Origin of the sequence: Streptomyces sp. NBC_00076, from assembly GCF_045041235.1 — a bacterium.
Classification (GTDB): Bacteria; Actinomycetota; Actinomycetes; order Streptomycetales; family Streptomycetaceae; genus Streptomyces.
Genome location: NZ_CP108242.1, coordinates 10,796,480 through 10,812,727 on the forward strand (window position 1 = coordinate 10,796,480; position 16,248 = coordinate 10,812,727).

Genomic DNA, 16,248 nt, shown 5'->3' on the forward strand with positions numbered 1-16,248 from the left:
AATGACCCGCACGTCGCCACACAGTCACGTGACTGATGTTTGTCCTCACCGGCCGGTGCACGGTGAGGACAAGCCTTCCGGCCACAGAGCGGGGAGGACGGCGTAAACGTACGGAGTAGTCATGTCACTCGGCTCGCGCGTCGAACGGCTGCCTCGGACCCCTGTCGCGGACGCCGGTCAGCGCCCAGAGTTGGTGGGGCGTGCGCGGCAACTCCGGGAGATCACAGCGCTGCTCGGAAAGGGCTCGGCCGACAGCCGTGCCCTGCTGCTCTCCGGGGAGCCGGGCGTGGGCAAGAGCGCCCTGCTGGGGGAGGTCGCCAGGATCATGTCCGCGGCGGGTGCCCGGGTGCTGTCGGCCGTCGGCGTCCGGTTCGAGTCCGAGCTCGCCTACGCCGGACTTCACCAGTTGCTGTTGCCGCTGAACGGCCGGATCGAGCGCCTGGAGGACACCCATCGGAGGGTGCTGCGCAGTGCGCTGGGCTACGGGGGCGATCCAGTGCCCGACAGTCTTCATGTCTCCCACGCGGTGCTCTTCCTGCTGCGCCAAGCGGCAACCGAACGCCCTGTGTTCATCGTCGTGGACGACCTCGGCTGTTTCGACCGGGCCAGTTCGGCGGTGCTGGGCTTCGTCGCCCGTCGGCCAGCGGGCAGCCGTATCGGACTCCTCGCCGCCTGCAGATCGGGATCCGAGACCTTCCTCGACCGAGCTGGGTTCGCCGAGTACGAGCTGCCGCCGCTGGATCGCGACGCGGCCGTGGAACTCCTCGGAGCCAGCTTTCCGGGGCTGACCGGACCGGCGCGGGACCGCGTCCTGGCGCAGGCGCAGGGCAACCCGCTGGCGCTCGTGGAGCTGCCGGCCGCGTTGGGCGGCCGGCAACGCGACGCGCCGGCCGATCTGCACGACGTACTGCCCCTCTCCCCACGTCTGCGGAGCCGCCACGCTTCGCGCGTGGCCCGTCTTCCGGCCGAATCGCGCCGGCTTCTGCTGCTGCTTGCCCTCGACGACACCGGAGATCCGGGAGTCCTCCGTGCCGGACTTCGTGCCGGATCGGACGACCCGAAGGCTCTTACGGCGTTGTCAGCGGTGGAAGCGGACCGTCTGATCACCTTTGACGACACGAGCCGACGGTTCGTCTTCCGGCATCCGCTGATGAGGGCCGCGGTCGTCGAGGCCAGCACCCTGACCGAGCGCTGCCAGGCCCATCGCACGCTGGCGGAGATCCGCGCTCAGGCTCCCGAGCGGCGGGCCTGGCACCTGGGCCGGGCAACCCTCGTTCCCGACGAGCGTGTCGCCGCCCTGCTGGAGGAGACAGGGCATCGCGCCGCCCGGCGAGGTGACGCCGCAGCAGCGGTCGCCACGTTCACCAGGGCCGCCGAGCTGAGCCCCCGTCCCGGGGACCGAGGACGCAGACTGACCCAGGCCGCATACCTCGCTGCCGACGCGACCGGTGAGCTGCGCGCGGCGTCGGAACTCCTCGACCGCGCCCGGTGCGCGGACCCGGACCGCACGGGGTCGCTGACCGCCGCCACGAGGGTTCTCCTCCTGCTCAACGGCGGTGACGGCGACATCGACATGGCCCACCGTCTCCTGGTGGAGGCCATCGAGACCGGCAGCCACGGAAACGACGCCGGGGACGACGCCCTCATCGAGACACTGCATGTGCTGCAGTTGGTGTGCTGGTCCGCTGGTCGGGACGAGCTGTGGAATCCCTTCCACGCGGCCCTCGACCGTCTGAAGCCGGCTGCACCGCCGCTGCCCGCCGCCTGCCTCGACCGGCTCACGGAACCGCTGGACGTCTCTTGGGACGCGGTCCGGCGGGGACGCCGGGGCGGCCACGTGCGCCGACACATCGACGCGCTCATGCACCTGTGCCTGCGGGCATTCCCGGCCGGCCGGTGGGAGGAGGACGAAACGCTGGCCACCGAGGGCCTGACGATCTGCCAGGAGCGCCAATACCCGTTCTTCTCTTGGTATTTCGAGTACCACCAGGCCCTGCTCGCCGCCGTTCGCGGGCAGTTCGAAGAGAGCCGGAGCACGGCCGACCGCATCACGCAGTGGGCCGTGCCTCGTGGAGTTCTGGCGGCGGCGGCCTTCGCCGACCATGCACGGGTCCTCGCCGAACTCGGTGCCGGCGACCACGAATGCGCGTACCGCCACGCCGTGGCGATCAGCCCTGCGGGCCGACTCGGCCCCCACGCTCCGTACGCGCTGTGGGTCTGCATGGACCTGGTGGAAGCGGCGGTGCACACCCGGCGCACCGCTGAGGCCGAGGCACACGTGCGGGCGATGCGGGAGGCCGGTGTCGCGACTCTCTCCCCCCGGCTGGCGCTGCTGGTGGCGGGCTCGGCCGCGCTGGTGGCACCCGATGACGACGCGGTCGGGTGCTTCGAGCAGGCGCTGGCCGTGCCGGGAGCGCAGGACTGGCCCTTCGATCTGGCGCGGATCCGGCTGGCCTACGGGGAGCGTCTGAGGCGCATGCGCTTCGTCACGGAGGCCCGGGCCCAACTGGAGGCGGCGGCCGAGGTGTTCGAGCGCCTGGGCGCCCGGCCGTGGGCCGACCGGGCCACGGGCGAACTCCGCGCCACCCGCCGGTCCCGCACCGGAGCGAAGCACGGTTCCGTGACCCTCACCGGACAGGAGCAGGAGATCGCCGTACTCGCCGCTTCCGGGTTCACCAACAAGCAGATCGGCGAACGTCTCCACCTCTCGCCCCGAACCGTTGGTTCGCACCTCTACCAGTTGTTCCCGAAGCTCGGAATTTCCTCACGTGCGGGGCTGAGGGACGCGCTCGCGTCCCTTCCTGGAGGAAATGCCTTCTAGGTCTGCGAAGAGGTGGGAGACCGTTCCGCCCGGGACTGCTGAGGCGGCAGTGCGGCGAGGGCCTCGCCGAGGGTGACACGCGAGGTGATGCCGAGCTTCCGGAAGATCCGGTGCAGGTGAGCCCCCACGGTGCGGTGGGAGAAGAACAGACGTTCGCCGATCTGCTTGTTGCTCAGCCCGGTCGCGGCGAGTGCGGCGATCTGGTGTTCCTGCTCCGTGAGCCGGCCAGCCCCCAGGTCCTGGTGGGCTCCCCAGGTGGCGTGACGGCCGGTGGCCCGGAGCTCTTCGGCTGCCCGCGAGGCCCAGGGGGCGGCCCCGAGACTGCGGAAGGTCTTGAGGGCGGCGGCGAGGTGCGTCCGGGCGTCGCCGACGGCTCGTGCGCGACGCAGGTGCTGTCCGTATGCGAGGCGGACCCGGGCGAGGTCGAAGGGCCAGCGCTCGGCACCGGGAACGGCGAGTGCTTCCTCGAAGGCGTCGGTGGCCCGGTCCTCGGGGGCGGCGATCGCGGCCGAACCGGCGGTGACCAGTGCCAGGCGGCCGGAGATGCCGGGCAGGCCCGTCTGCCGCATCGCGGCGACATGGGCGAGTGCCTCGGCTCGGCGTCCGCTGCGCACGGCGGCTTCCACGAGGTCCATGGGAACCCACAGAGCCAGCGGGGCATGGGAGGCCAGCATGCCGGCAGGGCTGATGGCCGAGGCATCGAGGTAGGCGTCGTCGTGGTCGCCGCGTCCCAGGGCGGTCAGTGTCGTCATGTGCCGCGCGAAGTGCTCGACGGTCCGGGCACCGCGGGGTACCGCCCACTGCGTGATCCTCTGTGCCAGCTCCCGCACCGTGTCGTCGTCGCCGCGCGCCGCGGCCAGCAGGCCCTGGACCCGGTGGAACTGCTGGGCCAGCATCTGATAGCCGCTGGCCTCGCACAGCGCCAGCCCCTCCTTGGCGAGAGAGTCGCACTCGTCCCATCGACCCGTCAGGAAGTCGTCGAGACACAGCACCACCAGCGCGATGAGCGCTGACGTGACCGCGCCGCCTTCGCGTCCGTTCTCGACGACGGGCCAGAGCGCCGCACGGCACCCGGTCGCCCGGTCCACGAACAGGGCCGCCATCGCGACCCTTTCGATCCGGCTCGGGTCGGTCTCCCGGTGCAGGTCGTGGATGACCGCGTCGAGCAGGCCGAGGGCTGCCGGGGAGGAGCGTGCCGGGTCGGAGTAGACGTCGCCGAGGAGTTCCTGAAGGGGAGGCATCGGCACGGTCAACTGCGACATGGCCGCCTGGTACGCGTCCCAGAACTCGGGTCTGCCCGCGCACAGACACACCCTGCGCAGGGTGCACAGCGCCTCGAAGAGCGCCTCGTCGTCGCCGTCGGACCTGCCGTCGCGGGTCGTGATCGCACCGACCAGCAGCCGGTGCGCGGTGTTGACATCACCGTCACGGTTGAGCAGCACCTGGGAGGCCGCGGCCGCCGCCCGCAGCGATCCCCGCAGTTCCGGGTCGGCACGCCGGGCCTCCACGAGCAGTTCGGCCGCGCTGCTCAGCTCTCCGGCGACGTCCGCGGCTACGAAAGCGGCTTCGGCGAGCCGTCTGCCGCGGTCCGCGGAGCCGGGAGTGAGGTCGGCGGACCGCACCAGCGCGTTGAAGGCACCGACGGCGTCACCGCGCCGGCGGGCCCGGTGTGCGGTGTCCTCCAGGAGCGCGGCAACCTGCTCGTCAGGATCGGGTGTGGCCTCAGCCAGGTGCCATGCCCGGCGATCGGGTTTACGGGTCAGCGCTTTGGCCAGAACCTGGTGGGCGTCAAGGCGCTGACCGCTGGTCGCGCCCGACACGACGGTCGCGCGGATCAGCGGATGGTGGAAGGACACCCGCCCCAAGCCTTGGTGTTCGATCCGCAGCAGCTGTGCCCGCTCCGCCGGAGCGAGAAGGGCCAGTACGTCCTCGCTGGGGGCGGCGGCGCGCAGGACCGACAGGTCGCCGCCGCCCTCCAGCGCGGCCAGGAGCAGCAGCCGGCGGGTGGGGGCCGGCATCTCCGCGACCCGGGAGCCATACAGGTCCCGCAGCCGACGGCTGAGCGGGAGCACCTCCGACGGCAGCACTCCCGCGCCGGCTCGCGAGTCGCCGAGCGCGGCCGGCAGTTCCAGCAGCGCCAGCGGGTTGCCCTGCGCCTGCGCGAGGACCCGACGCAACTCCTGCCCGGCGAGCAGCGGGAAGTGGATGCCGACCAGGGCGGCTGCCGCCCTGTCGTCCAGTGGGGACACGGTGAGCTCGGGAAGCCCCGCGCGTTCGAAGAAACTCTCGAACCCCGGCCGCGAGGCTGTGAGAAGGCCCACTCGGCTCCCGGTCAGCCGCCGGGCGACGAACGCGAGCGCCGCGGCGCTCGCCCGGTCGACCCACTGCAGGTCGTCGATGACCAGCAGAACGGGACGGCTGTTCGCCGCCCGGCGGAGCAGCGCCAGTACGGCCCCATAGAGGACCAGCCGATCCACCGGGGCACCGGCACCCGCGCCCAGCGCCACGGTCAGGGCCTCGCGGTGCACCGGGTCGAGCCCGTCGTACTCGGGCAGCAAGGGTTCGAGTACGTGGTTCAGTCCGGCGAAGCTCAGATCCGCGCGGAACTCGATCCCGTCGGAGTGCAGGACCAGCGCACCGGCCGCCGTCGCCGCCGTCGCCGCGGCGTTCAGAAGCACGGACTTGCCGACACCCGGCTCCCCGGACAGCACCAGCACCCCACCGCGCCCGAGTACTTCGTCGACGTACGACCGAAGCAGCTGCAGTTCCCGGTCGCGTCCTAGCAGCGCCTCGGTCGTGCCGCGCGGCGCCGACCCATGACCGGCCACAGCGGCCCCCTTCGCGATCTGACGTGGCGGACTCTCGTCCCCGGGCCGTGGTTCAGTCGGAGGAGGGCCGCGGGGCTCGGAGGTGGGCCCGTTCCGACAACTCCTCCTCTTCGACCAGCGTGAGCATCGGCCGGCCGGGCGCGCACAGCATGATGACGACGTACTTGGCCGGCGTATCCGACAGGGCGTTGCCGTTCTGGTAGTGGATCACGTCACCGCCTGGCTCCCAGAACGTCTCACCGGCCTTGATCACCCGCTCGGGTTCGCCCTCGAGTTCCCACCGGACGGCGCCTTCGGTGACGTAGCCGAAACACGGCCCCGAGTGCCGGTGCGGCGGGGTCCCGGGGTGTCCCGGAGGCCACTCGACCACCACGGTCATCGCCGAAGCACCCTCCGGCACGAAGGGCGGCTTGACGTCCGCCAGCATCCTGGGCCCGGTCCCGTCCTGGCTCCCGTGCTCGTCGACTCCGCTCATCGATTCGTTGTCCAACACCGTGTCACACCTCCGGTCGATCCAACTTGGTTCGCTTAGAAGACAAGGCACGGCCCGGATGTGTGACACAGCGAGCGACGACGTCGGAAACAGTCGAATGACTCATGCAACTCGCCACCGGATTACGGAAGCTGAGCCGGTAGGCGGACGGGCGATGAACCGCCGCCTCCGGGGTGTCGAGGCCGCCATGCCGGTTGTTCCGGCCGGTGACGAGCCGAATTCCCCCCTCTTTCACACGGAATCACAACGTCAGGAGCCACACCATGTCTCACGGTCCCGTCAGCCTGCACCGATCAGGCGGACTCAGACGTCGGCGGGCGCACCGTCGGTTCCACGGCATGTGCGGTGCCGCATGAACGAGCAGAACGGCGGTCTGACCGTCGGCGTCGATCTCGGCGGCACGAAGATCGCCGCCGGGACGGTCGACCCCGGTGGGGAGGTCGTCTCCCGGGTGCGCGTCCCCACCCCGCACGACCCGGACCGGATCGCCGGAGCGATCGCCGAGGCGGTCCAGCAGGTCCGCAAGGACTGGGACGACGTTCGGGCGGTCGGCGTCGGAGCAGCCGGATACGTGGACGCGGACCGCTCGACGGTGCGCTTCGCACCCAACCTGGGCTGGCACGACAAGGAGATCCGGGACATCGTCCAGGAGGCCACCGGGCTCCCGTGCGTCGTCGAGAACGACGCGAACGCCGCCGCTTGGGGCGAGTTCATCCATGGAGCCGGTGCCGGGCACGACGACATGGTGATGGTCATGGCGGGCACCGGCCTGGGCGGCGGCATCATCAGCAGGGGCCGGCTCTTCCGCGGCCGCTACGGCATGGCCGGCGAGATCGGCCACTACCGGGCGGTCCCCGACGGGCTCCCCTGCCTCTGCGGCCAGCACGGCTGCATGGAGCAGTACGCCAGCGGAGCGGCCCACACCCGCCGCGCCCGCGACATGGCGGCGGCCGATCCGGCCCGGGCCGCGCTGGTGCTCGCGCTGGGCGACGGCACCCCCGGCGGTCTTGACGGGCACCATGTGACCAAGGCCGCCCTCAGCGGCGACCCCTTCTCCCTCGAGGTGTTCGCGCAGTCGGGCCGCTGGCTGGGCCAGGCCCTCGCCGACCTCGCCTCCATCCTCGACCCGTCCGTCCTCGTCATCGGCGGTGGCCTCGGCGACACCGGCGAGCTGATCAGGCGGCCGGCCGAGATGTCCTACCGCCGGGCCCTCGGCGGCGGCGAGCACCGCGTCTACGCCGAGGTCCGCACCGCCACCGTGGGATCGGACGCCGGCCTCATCGGCGCGGCGAGCCTCGCCCGCCTGCACCAACTGCTCTCAGCCCCGGCGGCCGGCGTCTGAGCTGCGGCATGCTCGCCGACCGGTGTCCGGTCATCAGCGCAGTCGTCCATCCGATCCACGTCCGCTACGACGGGTACGCCCGCCTGGCCGGGAGCTCCCGCCGGCGTCGGTGTGCACCCGGTCCTGTGAAGGAGTCCTTGTCCATGACCGCGAACGCCTCTTCCGCGGGGCGGGCCCACTCGAGGGCCGCGCTCCGCCCGACCAACCTACGGCGCGTCACCTTCATCTCGGCGGCCGCGTCGACCGGCGGCTTCCTGTTCGGCTACGACAGTGCCGTCATCAACGGCGCCGTCACCGGAATCCAGCACCGATTCGACGTCACCTCCAGCGAGACGGGCACCATCGTCGCCTCCGCTCTGCTCGGCTCCGCCTTCGGAGCGGCCGTCGCCGGCCGTCTCGCCGACCGCATCGGCCGGCGGCGCGTGATGCACCTCGCCGCGGTTCTCTTCGCGATCAGCGCGCTCGGCTCGTCCATGCCCTTCTCCGTCTGGGACCTGGGCGCCTGGCGCATCGTTGGAGGAATGGCGATCGGCCTCGCCTCGCTGATCGGACCCACCTATATCGCCGAGGTCGCGCCGCCCGACCACCGCGGGCGGCTGGCCTCGTTCCAGCAGGCGGCCATCGTGCTCGGCATCACCGCCTCCCAGCTTGTCAACTGGGGCATCGCCCAAGGTGCCGACGGCAAGAGCGAGAACCTGCTGGGTGCCCTGCAAGCCTGGCAGTGGATGCTCATGGCCGCGGTCGTACCGGCGCTGGCCTACCTGTTCCTCACGCTGCGCATCCCGGAGTCGCCGCACTTCCTCGTCGCAAGGGGCCGCGAGGCCCAGGCCTTGGCCGCGTTGCGCGATCTGCAGGGCACGTACGCGGGCTCGGAGGAGCGGATCGCCGAGATCCAGCATGCTCTCAAGACCGATCACAAGCCGCGGGTACGCGATCTGCTCGACGGCCGCTTCGGGCTGCTGCCGATCGTGTGGGTCGGCATCGGGCTGGCCGTCTTCCAGCAGCTCGTCGGCATCAACGTCATCTTCTACTACTCGTCGCTGCTGTGGCAGTCGGTGGGTATCGACCAGGCCAACTCCCTTCTGATCAGCCTGTCCACATCGATCGTCAACATCGTCGGAACCGTCGTGGCGATGCTGCTGATCGACCGGGTCGGCCGCAAACCGCTCGCGCTGACCGGATCGGCCGGCATGGCCGTGTCGCTGGCCTTCGCGTCCTGGGCCTTCTCGTACAAGACGGGCAGCGGCGGCAGTCTGTCCATCCCGGACACCCAGGGCACCGTGGCACTGGTCGCCGCCCACGCCTTCGTGTTCTTCTTCGCGGTCTCCTGGGGTGTGGTGCTCTGGGTGATGGTCGGCGAGATGTTCCCGCTGCGCATCCGCGCCGCCGCGATGTCGGTGGCGACGGCCGCAAACTGGGTCGCCAACTGGGCCGTCACCGAGAGCTTCCCCCGCATGTCGGACTGGAACCTGTCGTCCACCTACGCCGCCTACGCGGGCTTCGCCGTGCTCTCCTTCGTCTTCGTCGCCGTCAGGGTGCGCGAGACCAACGGCAAGAAGCTGGAGGAGATGGGATGACAGAGTCTCGTACTCCTCTGATGAACGACCGTGTCTTGCCCGTCCGCCCGGCGGTGGAAGGGTGGCCGGCCCCAGCGTGCCGAGGTGCCGACATGAACACCTTCTTTCCCGCTCCCGGCGACCTGTCGACCGTCCGACGGGCACTGATGATCTGCGATCGGTGCCCGGTGCGGATTCCGTGCCGCCGGTACGCGCTCGACAACCGGGAGCGGTATGGGATCTGGGGAGGTCTGACCGAGGAGACACGGGAGACGCTCGCCCGCATCGGGCCGCCGTCGGCCGTGAGTTCAGGTTCCGTCGGGTGACCGCCTTCGGATCCGGGCCTCGGCACCGCGGCGCAGACGAGACGTGAGTCGTCCTACCGATGGTGCGATCGCTCCGAGGATGTAAAGGGCCACGGCTAGGATGTGGTGCGACGTGACTCCCTGCACCGAGGAAGCCGCACATGCTCAGCACAGCAGCCGGGGCCCTCCTGAGACCGAACCGAGCCCCCACGCGATGATCGGCCGGGACGCGGAGCTGCGAAAGCTGCGCGGGCTTCTGGCGGACGCGGCGGACGGACGCGGCGGTGCGCTGTTGATCCACGGCACCGCCGGCCTCGGCAAGTCGGCTCTGCTGCGCACAGTCGGCGCCGAGGGCACCGAGGCCGGTTTCAAGGTGCTGAGCGCAGCCGGTGTGGAGACCGAGCTGTGGCTGCCGTTCGCGGCTCTGCAACTGCTGCTGCAACCGGCCGCCGACGGCATCGGGAAACTGCCGTCCTCGCACCGTACTGCGCTGGTCGACGCCTTCAGCGCCACGCAGACCGAGCCACATATCTTTCGGGTTGCGCTCGCTGTGCTCGAACTGCTCGCCGACGAGGCCGACCGGCAACCGCTCCTGCTGCTCGTCGACGATCTGCAGTGGATCGATTCGTCGAGCCGGGACGTCCTCAGATTCGTCGCCCGCCGCACCCGCGATCTTCCCGTACTGATCGTGGCGGCCTCCCGGGCTGTCGACTCCTACGCCCCGAGCGGGCAGCCGGACCTGCACCTGCAACCGCTTGGCCAATCCGCCGCCGCCGAACTGCTCGACGCGGGCGCACCGGGCCTCTCGGCGCCGCTCCGTGCCCTCATCCTAGAGCGCTCCGCGGGCAACCCGCTGGCCCTGGTCGAGCTGCCCAAGACAGTGCCGGACAGCGCACCGCAGCTGGACGATCTGCCGCTGACCCAGCGACTGGAGGACGCGTTCGCCGCGCGTACGGACTCGGCGAGCCCGGAGTGCCGAACGCTTCTGCTGGCCCTGGCCGCCGAGCCCAGCGCACCACTGAACCGGCTGCTGGAGGTGTCGAGCCGTCTGGCGGGCACGACGGTTTCCGTGGACGCGGTGCAGGAGGCGGTCGACGCGGGCCTCGTCGGTCTGGTCGGCCGTACCCTCGAGTTCCGGCATCCGCTGATGCGCTCGGCGATCTACACCCGCGCCACGGTCGCCGACCGGCTGGCCACCCACCGCGCCATCGCCGCGGCCATGGCCGACACCCCCGAGCGCCAGCTCCTCCACCTGGCGGCCGCGACGCTCGGCCCGGACGAGGAACTCGCCGCCCGGCTGGAACGTTTCGCCGACACCGCGCTGGCCCGGGGCAAGGTGGCCTCCGCCGTGCCGGCCCTGCGCCAGGCGGCCGAGCTCGTCCATGACCCGCGCCGCAGGACCGAAATCCTGGTCCGGGCGGTCGAATCGGCCAGCGAGATCAACGACCGGGTTCACACCCAGCTGTTGCTGGACCGGGCCGACATGAGCGAACTCGGGCCGCTGGAGCGGTCCCGCCTCATGGTCGTCTCCGACAAGGCGGCGTTCGAACCCGACGAGCCGCACCGCCGGATCGAGGACATGGTGACCGCAGCGGCCGGCGCGTTCGACGCAGGCGGCGTGCAGGTCGCCGAGAACCTGCTGTGGCGGGCGGCCGCCCGGTGCTTCTTCCAGGACGGCGACGCACGGGTGCGCACGCTGGCCGCGGCCGAGCTGGACCGATGGAACCCCGATCCGGATGCTCCCGTCGTGCTGACGGTACGGGCGTACACCGAACCGTTTCGGTACGGCGCCGAGGTGATCGCACGGCTCGGCAGCGCCCGGCCGGACCGCCTGGACGGCCGGATCATGCATTTCCTCGGCAGCGGCGCGATGGTCCTGGGCGACGCCACCCTCGCCGCCCGGTACCTGTCACCGGCGGCCACGGCGTGGCGGTCGCAGGGCAGGCTCGGGCTGCTCGCCAGGTCACTTGCGGGCAGTTGGCCGCGGGTGTACCTCGGTCAGCTCGATCGAGCCCGCGAGGAGTCCGGGGAGGGACTCGCGCTCGCCGAGGAGACGGGGGAGTGGATCGTCTGGCTGGGCGTGAAGGCGACAGGGAGTCTGGTGGCGGCGCTGCGCGGGGAGACCGAGGCCGCGGAGCGGATGCTCGGCGAACTGCGCGCCCACCGGCTGTTCCCCGGCATGCCTTTCGCCGCCGTCATGGCGCAGCAGGTGGAGGGCCTGCTCGCGCTCTTCGACGGCCGCGCGGCCGAGGCGTACGACGCACTTGCGCGCGCTTTCGACCCGGCGGACCCGCACTACCACTCGGTCAGCCGCTGGCTGCTCGCACCGGACCTGGCGGACGCCGCAGTAGCCGCGGGCACCGTGCAGCGGGCCCGGGAACTACTCGACGTACTCCCCGAGCTGGCCGCCCGACTGCCCTCGGAAATGATGGTGGTGGCCCACGTCTACACCGAGGCGGTGCTGGCACCGGATGACACGGCGGAGGAGCGCTACGCCGCGGCGCTGGCCGCGTTGCCCGCCGACTGGGCCCTGGCGCGGGCCCGGCTGCACCTGCATCACGGCCGCCGGCTGCGTCGGCAACGGCACAACGTCGACGCCCGGAATCCGCTGCGCAGCGCCCGCGACGAGTTCGACCGGATCGGCGCGCGGCCCTGGGCCGAGATGGCTCGCGAGCAGTTGCGTGCCGCCGGCGAGTCGAGCGGCCGACGGCACGCGAACACCAGCGACCGCCTGTCGGCCCAGGAGATGCAGATCGCGGTGCTCGCGTCGCGGGGGCTGAGCAACCGGGAGATCGGCCAGCGCTTGTTCATCTCGCACCGCACCGTCGGAGCCCACCTGTATCGCATCTATCCCCGCCTGGGCATCACCAGCCGGGGCAAGCTCGCTGCGGCGCTCGCCGCACTCCAGGACGGACACTCGGCGAGCGACTCGTCCGGCGCCGACGCCGGCTGACAACAGGTAGTCACCCGTGCGATCGATTCTTGGCTGCCCGGGCGGGCAATGACGCGTCTGCCCGAGGTCGACGAGGACCAGTGGATGCCCCGTTTGACCCCGAGCCTGCTCAGTCGTTCTGCGGGCCCGTATACGAGCCGATTCGTCCCGGTCGACCATGGGCGCCGCGATCAGCAGACGGATAACATACTCAGCGAACATCCTGACAAGGGAGCTGCCATGGCGAGGCGCGTTTCACGGGCCCGGCTCCTCGGCAGGGAGAACGAATGCAAGGCTCTCGACGATCTCGTGGCAGGCGCCAGAGCCGGGCGCAGCGGTGTCCTGGTCCTGCGCGGTGAGCCCGGGATCGGCAAGACCGAGCTGCTGAGACATCTCCTCGGTCGTGCCACCGGATGTCGCACCATCAGAGCGGCCGGCGTCCAGTCCGAGATGGAACTCTCCTACGCCGGCCTGCACCAGCTCTGCGCTCCTCTGCTCACCGGGCTCGACCAGCTGCCCGAGCCCCAGCGCGATGCGCTCGGCACGTCCTTCGGTCTGCGCGCCGGCGCCGCGCCCGACCGGTTCCTCGTGGGTCTGGCCACGCTGAGTCTCATCGCGGACGCCGGAGGTGACCAGCCGCTGGTCTGCATCGTCGACGACGCACAGTGGCTGGACAAGGCATCCGCGCTGACCTTGGAGTTCGTGGCCCGCCGACTGCTCGCAGAATCGGTTGTGCTCGTCTTCGCCGTCCGTGAACCCAGTACCGGCCATACTCTCGGCAGCCTTCCCGAGCTGTCCCTCTCGGGACTGACCGAGCGCGACTCCCGGACACTGCTCGACTCGGTCGTCACCGGTCCGCTGGATGAAAGGGTGCGCGACCGCATAGTCGCCGAGTCGCGCGGCAACCCGCTGGCCCTGCTCGAGCTGCCGCGCGGGTTGACCGCGGCGGAGATGGCCGGAGGGTTCGAGCGTCCGGACGCATGGCCGTTGTCGAGCCAGATCGAGCAGGGGTTCCTCCGCCGCGTTCAGGCGCTCCCGTCCGAGACCCGACGCCTGCTGTTCATCGCCGCCGCGGAACCGCTGGGCGACGTGACACTGCTGAGGCGTGCGGCCGGGTGCCTCGGGATCGACGCCGACACGGCCGTGTCGCACGAAGGCGCGGCGGACCTGATCACACTCGGCGCCCGGGTGCGGTTCCGGCACCCGCTGGTGCGCTCGGCCGCCTATCGAGCGGCGGACCCGAACGAACGCCGACAGGTGCACAAAGCGTTGGCCGACGCCACTGATGCCCGGCTCGACCCCGACCGCCGGGCCTGGCACCTGGCCGAGGCAGCCTCGGGCCCCGACGAGACGGTGGCAGCCGAACTGGAGCGCTCCGCGGGCCGGGCCCAGGCACGCGGCGGTATCGCTGAGGCCGCCGCGTTCCTCCAGCGCGCGACCGCACTGACACAGAATCCCGCGCGACGCGCACAGCGCGCGGTGGACGCAGCACAGGCGAGACTCCACGCAGGGGCGTTCGAGCCGGCCGCCACCCTCCTCGCCACGGCAGCGGCCGGACCCCTCGACGAACTGGGCCGCGCGCGGATCGAGGTGCTGCGCGCCGGGATCGCGTTCGCCCAGAACCGCGGCGGCGAGGCCCCGCAGCTGCTGCTCGCCGCCGCAGACCGGTTCGGCCGGCTCGGCGATGTCGCACTCGCTCGTGGGACCTACCTGGACGCCATCGCGGCGGCGATATTCGCCGGCCGCCTGGCGCGCGGCCCAGGGCTGCTGGAGGTGGGCGAAGCCGCCCGTGAGGCCCCGCCGGCACGGCAGCCACAGGTGTCCGACATGGTGCTGGACGCCCTCGCCGTGCGACTCGTCGACGGTTACCCGGCCTCGGCACGGATGATGGAGCAAGCACTCGAAGCACTCTGCGACGAGCGTCTCCCCGCGCAGGAGCAGCTGCGCCGGCTCTGGCTCGCATCCGTCATCGCCTCGGATCTGTGGGACGACGAGCACTGGCAGGCGGCCGCGACGCGTCATGTGACGATCACCCGCGAGGCCGGAGCGCTCAGCGCTCTCCCCGACGCACTCGACTCCCGCGCGTTCGTGCACCTCATCGCCGGGGAACTGGCGGCGGCCGAGTCGCTGATCGAGGAGACCGCAGCGGCGTGCGCGGCAACCGGCAACAGCACCCCGGGGCGTGTGGGCCCCCTCGGCCTGGCCGTCTGGCGCGGCCGCGAAGGCGAAGCGCGTACGTTGATCGACGCGGCCCTGGTCGCGGCGGTGCCGCGGGGCCAGGGGGCCACTGTCACCGTCACACGCTGGTACGAGGCGGTGCTCTGCAACGGGCTGGGTCAGTACGCGCAGGCGCTGACCGCGGCCCGGGAGGCAGCAGCCGAGCAGCGGGAGTTCTCCTCGCCGCGGTGGGCCCTGGCCGAGCTGATCGAGGCGGCCGTACGGAGCGGCTCACCCGAGTCGGCCACCGGCGCGCTGGAGCGGCTCTCGGACGCGACGCGAGCCAGCGGCACCGAGTGGGCGCTGGGCGTGGAAGCGCGCTCGCGGGCGCTGCTCAGCGAGGGCGACTCCGCGGAGCGGCTCTACCGTGAGGCGATCGAGCGGCTCGCCCGGACCCGGGTCCGCATGGAACTCGCCCGTGTGCATCTGCTCTACGGGGAGTGGTTGCGCCGCGAGAACCGCCGCGTCGACGCTCGTGCCCAACTGGACCTCGCCCACGAGATGTTCAGCCGATTTGGGGCGGAAGCGTTCGCTGAACGCGCGCGAGGCGAGTTGCAGGCCACGGGGGCCAAGGTGCGCAACCACACGGTCGCGACGCCCACGGCCCTCACCTCGCAGGAGGCGCAGATCGCCCGACTCGCCGGGAAAGGGCTCACGAACCCCGAGATCGGCGCCCAGCTGTTCCTCAGCCGCCACACGGTCGAGTGGCATCTCCGCAAGGTGTTCTCGAAGCTCAGCATCTCTTCCCGCCGGGAGATCAGTGCCATCCAGTTCGAAGACGAGGCGACATCGGCCTGATCCGCGACTGGCGTGATCCCCGAAATCCGAGACCTGGACGCTGGACGCTTCGTAACCAGGGGCCCTCACGGACATGGCCCGGAACCTGCGTATCCATCAAGAGGCGCGCATCAGCAGGTCCGAGACGACAAGCGGCAGCGCCGCCGATATGGCCTCCAAGCCTCACGAACGCCACGAGCCCGAACCGGGCTCTGCCACGAAGGTAATGGGCAGCGTGGTGCCCTCTTATTCGCATACATCAGGTGACCCGTCCTGTCACAGAAGCGCGGGGTGCCCGGTCATCCCTTCAAACGGTTATGTGACCCGCGGAATGTGTGACGGCCGCTGTCCGTGCGTTCCGTTTGGACCTGTGGGTGCAGCACGAGGACGCACTGGCCCAGCGGACCCACCTGTGTGCGCCGCACCCCACGAACTGACATGGAGGCAACAATGTTCGAGCACCGGACAGAGGCTGAGATGAGGCTGTACTCCGAGAAGATGGCCAGGGAACTCAGCCTGAAGAGGCGGCAGAAGGAGAGTGACGTCAAGGACAGCCCCACCGAGAAGATGGGCGCAGTGAACGGCGACAGAACCGAGAACGATGACGTCGTCGATGCGCCGTCCGGGGCCGGCGAGACGCCCGCGACCACGGGAACGACGGTCACCACGGACGCGGAGTGAGCAGACTGACCTCCAATGCGGGCAGTGGGGGGTGCCTCTATGTCCTTCGTCAAGCGACGCGCGGGGGTCTGGGTTCGTAGAGGGTGCCGTCGCGGAGCATCGCGAAGAGCACGTTGATGCGTTGGCGGGTCAGGCGCAGGAGGGCCTGGGTGTGGGTCTTTCCTTGAGGGCTCGGGCCGAACACCAACCACCGAAGGGCTCCGGCGCGGTCTTGGCGTGAGATGGGTTGCGCTCGCACGGGTGGTTCCCGGTAGCGGTCCAGGAACGCCTGCCCGGGCAGCCGACCCGTCGCGGGA

General features: G+C 71.0%; 9 protein-coding genes. 7 read left to right on the forward strand and 2 right to left on the reverse strand.

What is annotated here, in order from left to right:
* Positions 1 to 121: 121 nt before the first annotated feature.
* Positions 122 to 2,821 (forward strand): AAA family ATPase, encoded by a 2,700-nt coding sequence (locus OHA64_RS48435; protein WP_405623753.1) that lies wholly within the window; start codon positions 122 to 124, stop codon positions 2,819 to 2,821.
* Here OHA64_RS48435 and OHA64_RS48440 read toward each other — a convergent pair.
* Together OHA64_RS48440 and OHA64_RS48445 are read right to left on the reverse strand one after the other, a co-directional pair.
* Positions 2,818 to 5,649 (reverse strand): AAA family ATPase, encoded by a 2,832-nt coding sequence (locus OHA64_RS48440; RefSeq protein ID WP_405623754.1) that lies wholly within the window; start codon positions 5,647 to 5,649, stop codon positions 2,818 to 2,820. The two genes, OHA64_RS48435 and OHA64_RS48440, sit on opposite strands and share 4 nt — an antisense overlap.
* Positions 5,650 to 5,701: 52 nt before the next feature.
* The gene (locus OHA64_RS48445; RefSeq protein ID WP_405624428.1) at positions 5,702 to 6,124 is read right to left on the reverse strand and encodes a cupin domain-containing protein; all 423 of its coding nucleotides are present in this window, start codon (positions 6,122 to 6,124) and stop codon (positions 5,702 to 5,704) included.
* A 370-nt stretch (positions 6,125 to 6,494) separates the two neighbouring features.
* Between OHA64_RS48445 and OHA64_RS48450 the strand changes: the two genes are divergently transcribed.
* The 6 genes from OHA64_RS48450 (at position 6,495) to OHA64_RS48475 (ending at position 15,952) form a co-directional block, all read left to right on the forward strand.
* Positions 6,495 to 7,484 carry an ROK family glucokinase gene (locus OHA64_RS48450; protein ID WP_405623756.1) on the forward strand — a complete coding sequence of 330 codons (990 nt, stop codon included), beginning with the start codon at positions 6,495 to 6,497 and terminating at the stop codon, positions 7,482 to 7,484.
* 143 nt (positions 7,485 to 7,627) lie between these two features.
* Positions 7,628 to 9,061 carry a sugar porter family MFS transporter gene (locus OHA64_RS48455; RefSeq protein ID WP_405623757.1) on the forward strand — a complete coding sequence of 478 codons (1,434 nt, stop codon included), beginning with the start codon at positions 7,628 to 7,630 and terminating at the stop codon, positions 9,059 to 9,061.
* Positions 9,062 to 9,081: 20 nt separating this feature from the next.
* The gene (locus tag OHA64_RS48460; protein WP_405623758.1) at positions 9,082 to 9,366 is read left to right on the forward strand and encodes a WhiB family transcriptional regulator; all 285 of its coding nucleotides are present in this window, start codon (positions 9,082 to 9,084) and stop codon (positions 9,364 to 9,366) included.
* A 112-nt stretch (positions 9,367 to 9,478) separates the two neighbouring features.
* A complete protein-coding gene (locus OHA64_RS48465) occupies positions 9,479 to 12,298 on the forward strand; it encodes an ATP-binding protein (RefSeq protein ID WP_405623759.1) in 2,820 nt (939 codons plus the stop codon).
* A gap of 219 nt (positions 12,299 to 12,517) precedes the next feature.
* On the forward strand, positions 12,518 to 15,292 hold the full coding sequence (locus OHA64_RS48470; protein ID WP_405623760.1) for an AAA family ATPase: 2,775 nt from the start codon (positions 12,518 to 12,520) through the stop codon (positions 15,290 to 15,292).
* Positions 15,293 to 15,721: 429 nt separating this feature from the next.
* On the forward strand, positions 15,722 to 15,952 hold the full coding sequence (locus tag OHA64_RS48475) for a hypothetical protein (protein ID WP_405623761.1): 231 nt from the start codon (positions 15,722 to 15,724) through the stop codon (positions 15,950 to 15,952).
* The last annotated feature ends 296 nt before the right edge of the window (positions 15,953 to 16,248 follow it).